The following is a 6,356-nucleotide window of genomic DNA, read 5'->3' as shown; positions in this document are numbered from 1 at the left end:
CCTCGTTCACACGATTCCTCTGTAGTTCAGTCGGTAGAACGGCGGACTGTTAATCCGTATGTCACTGGTTCGAGTCCAGTCAGAGGAGCCAAATTTGAAAAGCCTGCTTTTAAAGCAGGCTTTTTGCTTTTGTGGGTTCGGTAAATTTGCCGGGTGGCGGCTGCGCCTTACCCGGCCTACTGATTAGCGACTAAATCTGATAATCAATCGCCACCTCTTCCGGCTCCATCACCTGGCGTTTGATCTCATCCACCGACAGGCCCGCGTTGCATAGCTCAATAAAACGCCACACGTAGTTACGCTGAAGCTGCCCGCGCTTTAGCCCCAGCCAGACGGTATTCGCATCGAACAGGTGACGCGTATCCAGACGCACCAGATTTCCGGCCTCATATTCTCCGCCAGACTGCTCGGCCACCAGGCCAATCCCCAGCCCTAACTCGACGTAGGTTTTGATCACGTCGGAATCCTGCGCGCTCAGCACCACGTCCGGCGTGAGCCCTTTACGCTTGAACGCTTCATCAATGCGCGAGCGCCCGGTAATGCCCTGCCGGTAGGTGATAAGCGGCCATTTGACGATCTCTTCCAGCGTCAACGGCGAAACCTGATTCAGCGGGTGATCGGCGGGTAACAGCAGGCTGTGGTGCCAGCGGAACCACGGGAACGCCACCAGCAGCGGGTCGTTGCTCAGCCGTTCACTGGCGATACCGATATCGGCTCCGCCGTTATGCAGCAGCACTTCGATTTCCTGCGGCGTGCCCTGGATCAGTTCGAGACGTACGTCCGGGAAGATCTCACGAAATGCTTTGATAACCGTCGGAAGACTGTAGCGCGCCTGTGTATGGGTGGTGGCGATAGTCAGCACACCGGAAGCGTCGTTGGTAAAGAGATCCGCCAGCCGGCGAACGTTGCTGGCCTCGTTGAGAATGCGCTCAGCGATGGTCAGCAATGCCTTGCCTGGCTCGGTCATACCCAGCAGGCGCTTGCCGCGACGGATAAAAATCTCAATGCCTAACTCCTCCTCCAGCTCGCGGATATGCCGGCTGACGCCCGACTGAGAGGTGTAAAGCATATTGGCGACTTCGGTCAGGTTGTAATCCTGCCTGGCCGCCTCACGAATAATTTTAAGTTGCTGGAAATTCACAATTCACTCCGGCGCATCTGACATAAGGCTATTGTTAGAGTCAGCCGGGCTGGAGAACAAATAATAAAAACCAGCATCTTATGCTTATTTGGAATATCAGCTGACCAGTTGCAGCTCGCGATTTTCCAGCGACGGCTTACTGACCAGAGACATCAGGATCTCTTTCACCGCCTGCGCCTGCGGTGACAGGGAGCCGCGCGCGGACATATTTAACGACAGCGGTAAGCTCATGGATGGCGTGGTGATACGGGCCATCCAGCCGTTTGCCGCGCTGCACAGTGAACGTGCGGCAGACTCGGGCAGAACCGTTACACCCATGCCGCTGGCAATGGCGGCAGTCAGCGTGGAGATGGAGTCAATCTCGCCGATGATCTTCGCCGTCAGACGGCGCAGCGAGAACGCTTCGTCAACGCGCACGCGCACGGCACTGTAGTCGCGCGGCAGAAACAGGTTCATCTCTGCCACAGCGGTTAAATCAATGCTCTGGCCAGGGCAATCACGGGTACCGACCAGATAAAGATCTTCCTTCAGCAGCGGCTGGCTGGTGATCCCGGCAACCGGGGAGCGATCGTACAGCACCGCCATATCCAGCTGACCGTTGAGCAGTTTGTCATTGAGCACGGAACCACTGTTCTCATGCAGATAAACCAGCACTTCCGGTAGCTCTGCTCGCACCGCCTGAAGCAGCGGCATGGTTACCGACGATGCGGCCGTTCCCGGCGCCAGCCCGATAGAGACATGGCCACTCAGGGTCTGACCCACATTGTGCACGGCCAGCTGCGCCTGTTCACACTGACGCAGGATCGTGCGGGCATGGGTATATAAAATTTTTCCCGCTTCGGTAGGCGTTACGCCGCGCTTGGTGCGGATCAACAGTTGCTGGTCCATTTCGCCTTCCAGAGTCGCGACCTGCTGGCTCAGCGCAGGCTGCGCGATATGCAGCACTTCAGCCGCCTGGGTCAGGCTGCCGATATCGACGATTTTTACGAAGTATTTCAGTCGTCTTAAGTTCATGTTGCCCCCTGTTCGAAAATAGCGTGCCGGTAACGGCTGTGTTGTTAAACAGGTTTTGCAATATAGATGCCAGTTTTTTGCAGCGGGTGTATGTCTCTGCTAAGCGGCTGAAAATAAGGAAAGCCAATCACTGATGCCTGTTTTGAGACGGGGACAACGGTTTCCGATCTGCCCCATTCGGGGTATATCTGCACAATAATGGTGCATTCCGTTGGCAAAAACGTCACTTTGCTGGTTTTGTCAGCAAACAGTCTGAAGTGGGCGATACATCCTTTGACAAGGCGTACGGAGGTCGATAATATGCGCCCCGTTCACACGATTCCTCTGTAGTTCAGTCGGTAGAACGGCGGACTGTTAATCCGTATGTCACTGGTTCGAGTCCAGTCAGAGGAGCCAAATTTGAAAAGCCTGCTTTTAAAGCAGGCTTTTTGCTTTTCTGCGTTCGGTAAGTTTGTCGGGTGGCGCTCCGCTTACCCGACCTACGGTACTCAAGGCCCGGCAAGCGAAGCGCTACCAGTCATAGCAAGCTTCACCGGCATCCCCGACCGCCGTTCCAGTTCAGCGCCCGCCCCTTCACTTATCAGCTGCGTCCTTTGTGCGGCTGAAATGGGCAGCGGCACCTTATTTGTCGATTCAAATTCCGCGCGATTGCGTGAAAGCGGCTCGTGAACCTCTACCCAACGGCTACCGTCCGGCTCCGTGGTCACTTTTACGGGCTGATCGATAAGCTGTACCCGCGTCCCCACCGAAACGTTATCGAACAGGTATTTGATATCGTTATTACGCAGGCGAATGCAGCCCTGGCTGACGCGCAGACCAATGCCGAAATTTGAGTTGGTACCGTGGATCGCGTACAGCCTGCCGATATAAAGGGCATACAGCCCCATCGGGTTATCCGGCCCGGCGGGAACGAACGCGGGCAACGTTTTCCCTTCCTTCGCGTAAGCGCGTCGCGTATTTGGCGTGGGTGACCAGGTTGGGCCTTCCTGTTTGCGCTCAACGGCGGTTACCCAGTTACGCGGCGTTTCGCGCCCGGCCTGACCGATGCCAATAGGCAGCACCTCAACCGTGTTGCTGCCGGGTGGATAATAGTAAAGTCGCATTTCCGCGACGTTCACCACAATTCCCTCGCGCACCGTTGGCGGCAGAATAAGCTGCTGCGGCACCGCAAGCTGTGTTCCGGCTCGCGGTAAAAACGGATCCACCCCCGGGTTGGCTTCCAGCATATTGCTCAACCCCTGTCCGTGCTGCGCTGCAAACGCTTCGAGCGGCAGAGTATTGCCCTCAGGCACGGTGATGGTGATCGGCGCCCCCACCAGGCGGCTGCCCTCGGGAGGGAGGGGGTAGGTTACAGCAGATGCAGCGGGAACCAGAATACCAAGCGTAAAAACGAACGAGGCAAATCGAATCATAGTGTTCTGTACTCAGTCAAAGAGAAAGCCTGCCGGTGGGCAGGCTTAGCCTGCTCATTCAGTCATCTTTTCGTCGTGCGCCATCTCCGGGTAAGGACTTTTTCTGCTTCAACAATCATGAACATCGCAAACCCAATCAGGCAGGTAATGATCCAGTAGCGGAACGGTAGCGCTTCGGTACCGAACAGCATTTGCATGAACGGCGCATAGATGATCAGAAGCTGAAGGGCCAGAAGTACGCCGCTCACGATCCATATCCCCTTATTAGCCAGCAGACCTTTACTCAGGGAGAAACCGTCGGTGACGCGGCAGTTGAGCATGTAAAACCACTGGGCGGTGACCAGCGTTTGCAGCAACACGGTGCGGATGAACTCCGGCGAGTAGCCGCGAGGTTGCAGCCAGGCCTCCAGCACAAAGGCGCTGATGGCAATCATCAGGCCGACAAACACCACTCGCCAGATGGCATAACCGTCCATCACATGCAGGTTAGACTTACGCGGCGGCCGGTTCATGATGTCCTTCTCACCCGCTTCAAACGCCAGGCCAAACGACAGCGTTGCCGAGGTTGCCATGTTCATCCACAGGATCAGTACCGGTGTTAACGGGATCAGGTTCCCCGCCAGCAGGGCAATAATGATCAGCAGGGCCTGGGCGATGTTGCTCGGGATAACGAACAAAATGGTCTTTTTCAGGTTGTCGTAGACCCGACGCCCTTCATGGACCGCCCGGGCAATGGTGGCAAAGTTATCATCCGTTAACACCATATCGGCGGCTTCTTTGGTGACTTCAGTACCTTTGATCCCCATCGCGATGCCGACATCCGCCCGCTTCAGCGCAGGCGCATCGTTCACCCCGTCCCCGGTCATCCCGACCACTTCCTGCTTACTTTGCAGCGCCTGCACCAGGCGGAATTTATCTTCCGGGCTGGTTCGGGCAAAGATATCGTATTTTTGCGCCGCCTCGCTCAGCTGGTGGTCGTCCATCGCCTCCAGCTCGCGCCCGGTAATGGCGCTCGCCGCGTTGCCAATACCCAGCATCTGTCCAATGCTCATCGCCGTTTGTGGATGATCCCCGGTAATCATTTTCACGCGAATGCCCGCCTGCAAGCAGTCGGCAATGGCCGAAATGGCTTCCGGGCGCGGGGGATCCATCATGCCCGCAATGCCGAGCAGTATGACCCCTTCTTGCAGATCCGCATGCGTCAGCTCGCGCTGCCCGCTGGCGGCCGGTTTCCAGGCCGCAGCCACCATGCGCAATCCCTCGCGCGCATACTCTTCAATCTTCTCTTCCCAATAGTGCAGGTTGAACGGCTCCAGCCCGTTTTGGGTCTGCTGGTGCTGGCAAAGACGGAAAAGGACGTCCGGCGCACCGGTGATTAACATCACCTCTTCGTCGCCCAGGTGATAAAGGGTGGACATGTATTTATATTGCGAATCGAATGGGATTTTACTGCGCAATTCGGCGTCAATTGTCGGAAGCGGGATTTTGGCCGCCAGCACCTTCAGCGCGCCTTCAGTGGGCCCGCCGGTGATTTTCCACAGCCCCTGCTCATCTTTGATCAGCTGGCTGTCATTACAGAGATCGACGGTGCGCAGATAGCGCTCAAGCACAGACCCCTGGGTCACGGTGACCGGTGTTGGATCGTCAACAGGGTGAATAGCGCCCACCGGCTCGTAACTGTCTCCCTCCACGCGGTAGGTGGTGTCCGCGGTAATCACCGCTTTTACCGTCATCTCATTCATGGTCAGGGTGCCGGTTTTATCCGAGCAGATAACCGTCATCGCCCCCAGCGTTTCCACGGTAGGCAGCTTGCGAATAATCGCCTTGCGACGCGCCATCGCCTGCACGCCCAGCGAGAGGATGATCGAGATAATGGCCGGTAATCCTTCCGGCACCGCCGCCACCGCAAGGCTAATCAGCGACAGCACCAGCTCTGAAACGGGCATATCGCGGAAGATGAGGCTGAAAACGAACAGCGCCAGCATCATCACCAGAATGGTGATAAAAATGGTCTTGCCGAGCTTGTCCATTTGCACCATCAACGGGGTACGGTGTTTTTCAATGTCTGACATCATCTGGTTGATATGGCCGAGTTCGGTCTCCCCACCGGTTGCCACCACCAGCCCTTTTCCCCCGCCGGAGCTGACGGTGGTGCCCGAATACAGCAGATTGTAACGGTCACCTAACGGGAGTTCGCCGCTGAGCACATCGCTGCTTTTCTCCACTACCGTGGATTCGCCGGTGAGAATAGCTTCTTCCACCCGCAGGTTGTGCGCCTCTATCACGCGAAGATCGGCAGGAATGCGATCCCCGGCGCGTATCACCACGATATCTCCGGGCACCAGCGCTGTCGTCGGGATAGTTTCATGGTTGCCCTGCCGGATGACCACAGCCTCGCTGGAGAGCATATTACGAATGCTTTGCAGCGATTTCTCCGCATTGCTCTCCTGAATATGGCCAATCAGGGCGTTAATGATAGCCACCCCAAGAATGACAAACATATCCACCCAGTGTCCCATTATCAGCTTCAGCAGCGCCGCCGCCAGAAGGACGTAAATAAGGACATCGTTGAAATGGGCCAGAAAGCGCAGCCAGCCGGGTTTACCCGGTTTTTGCGGTAAGGCGTTTTCGCCGTATTTTTCCAGCCTGGCGGTCGCTTCTGTACTGCTGAGTCCGTCGAGGCTGGATTGGATATTTGTCAGGGTTTCATCAACGGTCTGTTGATAATACGGGCGGTGAGGCTTTTCTGTTATCATCGTTCCTTCCTCGGGTTCTTTTCAGAAATCACC

Annotated in this window: 4 protein-coding genes and 2 tRNA genes; 2 read left to right on the top strand and 4 right to left on the bottom strand. The window is 56.4% G+C overall.

The window, feature by feature from the left end:
• Positions 1-15: 15 nt before the first annotated feature.
• Positions 16-91, top strand: a tRNA-Asn gene (locus DD606_RS17030).
• A gap of 99 nt (positions 92-190) precedes the next feature.
• Here DD606_RS17030 and cbl read toward each other — a convergent pair.
• Together cbl and nac are read right to left on the bottom strand one after the other, a co-directional pair.
• On the bottom strand, positions 191-1,141 hold the full coding sequence (gene cbl / locus DD606_RS17025) for an HTH-type transcriptional regulator Cbl (RefSeq protein ID WP_045350296.1): 951 nt from the start codon (positions 1,139-1,141) through the stop codon (positions 191-193).
• Positions 1,142-1,237: 96 nt separating this feature from the next.
• Positions 1,238-2,155 carry a nitrogen assimilation transcriptional regulator NAC gene (nac, locus tag DD606_RS17020; RefSeq protein WP_003859531.1) on the bottom strand — a complete coding sequence of 306 codons (918 nt, stop codon included), beginning with the start codon at positions 2,153-2,155 and terminating at the stop codon, positions 1,238-1,240.
• Between the two features lie 320 nt (positions 2,156-2,475).
• On the opposite strand from nac, the gene DD606_RS17015 reads away from it, so the two are divergent.
• A tRNA-Asn gene (locus tag DD606_RS17015) sits at positions 2,476-2,551 on the top strand.
• A gap of 92 nt (positions 2,552-2,643) precedes the next feature.
• Here the strand turns inward: DD606_RS17015 and ldtA are convergent.
• Together ldtA and DD606_RS17005 are read right to left on the bottom strand one after the other, a co-directional pair.
• The gene (gene ldtA, locus DD606_RS17010) at positions 2,644-3,567 is read right to left on the bottom strand and encodes a L,D-transpeptidase (protein WP_032659287.1); all 924 of its coding nucleotides are present in this window, start codon (positions 3,565-3,567) and stop codon (positions 2,644-2,646) included.
• 62 nt (positions 3,568-3,629) lie between these two features.
• Positions 3,630-6,323 (bottom strand): cation-transporting P-type ATPase, encoded by a 2,694-nt coding sequence (locus tag DD606_RS17005; RefSeq protein WP_045350295.1) that lies wholly within the window; start codon positions 6,321-6,323, stop codon positions 3,630-3,632.
• Positions 6,324-6,356: the final 33 nt, after the last annotated feature.

This window comes from Enterobacter cloacae complex sp. GF14B, assembly GCF_004136805.1.
In the GTDB taxonomy this organism is placed as follows: Bacteria; Pseudomonadota; Gammaproteobacteria; order Enterobacterales; family Enterobacteriaceae; genus Enterobacter; species Enterobacter hormaechei_C.
Note: the sequence above shows the minus strand (reverse complement) of the source record. Positions and strands in the feature narration are given on the sequence as shown.

Excerpts from the sequence above, each read along its gene's own strand:
- DD606_RS17005 (WP_045350295.1), bottom strand. The coding sequence starts at position 6,323 with ATGATAACAGAAAAGCCTCACCGCCCGTATTATCAACAGACCGTTGAT.
- ldtA (WP_032659287.1), bottom strand. The coding sequence starts at position 3,567 with ATGATTCGATTTGCCTCGTTCGTTTTTACGCTTGGTATTCTGGTTCCC.
- nac (WP_003859531.1), bottom strand. The coding sequence starts at position 2,155 with ATGAACTTAAGACGACTGAAATACTTCGTAAAAATCGTCGATATCGGC.